This is a genomic window from uncultured Campylobacter sp. (assembly GCF_938018145.1).
In the GTDB taxonomy this organism is placed as follows: domain Bacteria; phylum Campylobacterota; class Campylobacteria; order Campylobacterales; family Campylobacteraceae; genus Campylobacter_A.
This window is the reverse complement of sequence record NZ_CALIII010000071.1, coordinates 1-3217: the sequence shown is the minus strand read 5'-3', so window position 1 is coordinate 3217 and position 3217 is coordinate 1. Positions and strand designations below refer to the sequence as shown.

The following is a 3217-nucleotide window of genomic DNA, read 5'->3' as shown; positions in this document are numbered from 1 at the left end:
GTCTATCTGGCCGTTATAGCTGATATGCCCTTCAGGAAACAGCGCCACCACGTCGCCCGCATCCAGGCACTCGCGGATCTTTTCTAGCGCGCTTTTGCTAGCGCCCGCACCGATAGGGATCACGTCAAATAAATTTAACAGCCATTTTAGGTACCAAATTTCATAAAAGCTCTTATGCATCGCAAATCTGATCGGGCGCGGAGAGGCCATCTGCAGCACCGCCCAGTCTATCCAGCTCATGTGGTTGCCAAGCAGCAACACGCCGCCTTTTTGCGGGATATTTTCGACGCCGTCGACGTTGATAGTGTATCCGATCCTAAAAAACGGCATGATAAGCAAACGCGCGAAAAGATGCGGTAGATATTTTATCGTCGCCAGCGCGCAGATAAGCACGCAAAACGACGTAATAACGAAAATCTCCGGCGTACTAACGGCAAATATGCTAAACGCCATCGCAAGCAGCAAAAACGCCGCCATAAAGATGTTTTGGATAAAGTTACTGCCAGCTAGCGTGCGGCCCATCTGCTCTTCAGACGTGAAAAACTGGATATTTGCGTTTAACGGCACGATGAAAATGCCGCCGCTAAAACCGAACAAAAACGACGCCAGCGTCATAAACGCAGCACTTGAGCCCTGCGCAAACATAAGTAGCGAAGCAAAAAGCCCCAGCGCCCCAAAAGGCACGATGCCCATCTCGATGTGATTTTTCGAGTAGCTGCCAGCTAGCGCAGAGCCCGCGACCAGGCCGATAGTGCTAACGGCTAAAATCGCCTGCACGATCATGACATTGTTATCCGCGCTCATAGCCTTGTAGTGAGCGGGGAAAACGGCGATAACCAGCTGCGCCACCGCCCAAAAAACCGAAAGTCCCAGCGTACATAAAAAGGCGTTTTTGTTGTTAAAGATGTGCCTGGTGTTTTCTTTTAAGTAGCCTAGTTTAAAATACTTTTTCGCGTCAAATTTAAGCCCCGCATCAGTCGCCTCGAAAAACGGAATCTTAAACGTAAAAATCGTCTCGGCTACCGAGCAAACAAAAAGTATCGCGCCGATAAACCAGACTGATTTTATCATCTCGCCCGCGTCCGTGCTAGTAGCGGCGTAGCTCTCAAAAATCGCCGAAAAAACAAACGACCCAAGCAGTATCGCCACGATAGTAAAGGCCTGCACGATACCGTTTGCAGCACCCAGCTTCTCGCCGCCCACGATTTTTTTGATGAGGCCGTATTTTGCCGGGCTATATATCGCGCTTTGCACCGCTAGCAGCAGCGTCGTGCCAAACGCCACGTAAAACCAGCCGCAAAGGTAGCTCACGGTTATAAAAAGCGTGAGTAAAATTTCGCTCGCCGCCGCGTATCTCGTGATGCGGGTGCGCGAAAATTTATCGTTTAAAAAGCCCGAAACGCTAAAAAGCATGATGTATGGAAGTAAGATCAGCAAATTTACGAGCGAAGTCAAAATGATCTGTAAATTTTCATCCTCGATGCTCTTAAAAAGTATGTTTTGGATCGTGATCTTGTGGCCAAGATCGACGACCGCGTTGATAAACATAACGACCAAAAAGGGCAAAAAGCCCCTAACCGAAAAAACGCCTTTCATTTGTTCTCCTTTTTGTAGGCATCAAAGGTGTGAAAATTTAAGATATATGGTTTTAGGATCAAGATATTGTCGAAAACGAGCTTTAAAGCCGCGTTTTTATCCTTTGCTTTCGCGTAAATTTCGCGCGCGCACTCGGCTTCGATTTTCGCCGTTTGTTTGGCTAAATTTATATAGGTCCGTAAAATTTCCCGCCCGCGCTCGCTCTTTTGGGTTTCTAGCACGATTTGCAGGATCTCGACCTCTTTTTCGGTTAGCTTGCCGCCTCGCATAAAGATAAATCCCTCCTCGATAAATTTATCCAGCTCGGCCTGGCTGATACCCAGCCTCTCGCACGCCTGCTCGGCGCTTAGCGTCTGGGCGAAATTTGACCCCATAAAGGTATCTAGCGAATCAAAAAGCGCCTCGTAGCAGCGCTTAAAGCTAAAGCCTTTTTGCTGCGTGAGCGCCTTTACCTCTTTTAGGCTGAGGTGGAAGTTGCTCTGGACGTATTTGATGAAATTTAGCATCAAAAGCGTGTCCTCGCCGTACTGATGGACGTTATCTTTTACCTTCACGGGCTCTGGCAAAAGCCCTTCTTTGACGTAAAAGAGTATCGTTGATTTGGGCGTTTGCGATAGTTCGCAAAGCTCGCTCATCTTGTAGCTCATCTCTTTCCTTTCGTTAAATTTGACGAAATCTTACGCAAATTTAGCTTAGAAAATCATAAAGCGTAAAGCACCACTTGACACTTTTTAAAATTTAGGCTATGATTTCGCCAAATTTTAAAAAGGAGAAACGATGTTTCGAGATGGTTTTTATAGCGCAGGCGAGAGTTTGGAGGCTTTTAGTTTTGGTGTAAATTTGAGAGGTGGAAAAACGGCGACAAATTTGACGCCAATAACTCGTTTTTTAAATTTAGCGGCTTAGATTTTGCTTTTTGCTTATTTTTTAGTAAAATGGGCGCTAAATTTAAAGGAGAAAATATGCCAAAAGACGCAAACGGAACCGAACTAAACGCGGGAGATAACGTAACTCTGATCAAAGATCTAAAAGTAAAAGGCGCGGGCGCGACGCTAAAGCGCGGAACCATGGTAAAAAACATTAAGCTCACGGACGACGACAAAGAAATCGAAGGCAAGATCGATAAAATGGGCGTCATCGTGCTAAAGACGGAGTTTTTAAAGAAGGCTTAGTTTAAATTTGCGCGGTGATTATGCGCTGGCGGCGTGCAAGTCGTTTATTAAAGACGGATATGTATATATTAAAAATATTAAGCAGAGTTGTTAAGATTGCGGCGTTTTTTTATAGTTGTTGTACTGTTTTTCTTATTGATAGTGTATTTAGCTATTCAAATTTCGCCGTTTTTTAAATTTCCGTACGTAAAAGATCGAGATTTGATTAAATTTAAAGCATTGACTGGTTTAGAAGGCAAAACTCTACTGATATATCGCAAGAAAGTTCCTGATGGTGTTTGTTTTAATAAATGGCAGACTTGTATCTGTTATACGCATTTTATAAAAGCGGATAAGCCTTTTACTGCAACGCAACAAACGATGATGCTAGATGGCTATGAGCTTGTTCCTAAGTCCGACTGTGTAGCGCAAACTAAAAATTTACATGAATTGAAATTATCGTGGGCAGC

General features: G+C 44.7%; 5 protein-coding genes. 3 read left to right on the top strand and 2 right to left on the bottom strand.

Translation table 11 applies throughout. From position 1 onward, the window contains the following. Positions 1-1596: MFS transporter (locus Q0338_RS01625; protein WP_298085236.1), on the bottom strand; the 1596-nt coding region annotated here is incomplete at its 3' end. Continuing rightward, positions 1593-2243 (bottom strand): MerR family transcriptional regulator, encoded by a 651-nt coding sequence (locus Q0338_RS01620; RefSeq protein WP_298085235.1) that lies wholly within the window; start codon positions 2241-2243, stop codon positions 1593-1595. The genes Q0338_RS01620 and Q0338_RS01625, both read right to left, overlap by 4 nt. A gap of 130 nt (positions 2244-2373) precedes the next feature. On the opposite strand from Q0338_RS01620, the gene Q0338_RS01615 reads away from it, so the two are divergent. From Q0338_RS01615 to Q0338_RS01605, 3 genes are all read left to right on the top strand, one after another. Then, complete coding sequence (locus tag Q0338_RS01615; protein ID WP_298085234.1) at positions 2374-2502, top strand: hypothetical protein; 129 nt, start codon at positions 2374-2376, stop codon at positions 2500-2502. Between the two features lie 56 nt (positions 2503-2558). After that, positions 2559-2768, top strand: coding sequence for an alkylphosphonate utilization protein (locus tag Q0338_RS01610; RefSeq protein WP_185898507.1), 210 nt, complete (start codon positions 2559-2561; stop codon positions 2766-2768). A gap of 201 nt (positions 2769-2969) precedes the next feature. Beyond that, positions 2970-3217 (top strand): hypothetical protein (locus Q0338_RS01605; RefSeq protein ID WP_298085233.1); only part of this gene is annotated, 248 nt, incomplete at its 3' end.

Excerpts from the sequence above, each read along its gene's own strand:
- Q0338_RS01620 (WP_298085235.1), bottom strand. The coding sequence starts at position 2,243 with ATGAGCTACAAGATGAGCGAGCTTTGCGAACTATCGCAAACGCCCAAA.
- Q0338_RS01615 (WP_298085234.1), top strand. The coding sequence starts at position 2,374 with ATGTTTCGAGATGGTTTTTATAGCGCAGGCGAGAGTTTGGAGGCTTTT.
- Q0338_RS01610 (WP_185898507.1), top strand. The coding sequence starts at position 2,559 with ATGCCAAAAGACGCAAACGGAACCGAACTAAACGCGGGAGATAACGTA.